This is a genomic window from Xanthomonas codiaei, assembly GCF_002939785.1.
GTDB lineage: Bacteria > Pseudomonadota > Gammaproteobacteria > Xanthomonadales > Xanthomonadaceae > Xanthomonas > Xanthomonas codiaei.
On sequence record NZ_MDEC01000091.1, the window covers coordinates 1 to 330 of the forward strand.

Sequence of the window (330 nt, forward strand, 5' to 3'; positions counted from 1 at the left end):
GCAGATACGGATCCCCCTGTCGTGCCGCCAGATGGTGGTACAGCACGCCCTCTTGCAGCGGTGCGAGCGGATAGATGTCCTGCACGTTCGCCGCACCGCCGGGCACCGTGGCCACGATGCGGTCGATCGCCTCCTGCGACACATCCACCAGCGTCAGCAACTCGGGGGTGATGCGCCGGCAGTCGGGCGGGATCAGGTTGGGCGGCACCTCCACATCGCCGGCGGTACCGATGGCTGCCGCAAGCGCGGCCAGCGTCGGTTGCCCGAACAGCACCCGCACGTCTGCGCTCAGGCCGTGTTGACGCATCCGCTCCACCAGCGTCACCGCCA

At 69.1% G+C, this 330-nt stretch carries 1 protein-coding gene; it reads right to left on the bottom strand.

What is annotated here, in order from left to right; translation table 11 throughout:
* The coding region (locus XcodCFBP4690_RS22175; RefSeq protein WP_208622786.1) for a hypothetical protein at window positions 1-330 on the bottom strand (330 nt) is incomplete at both ends.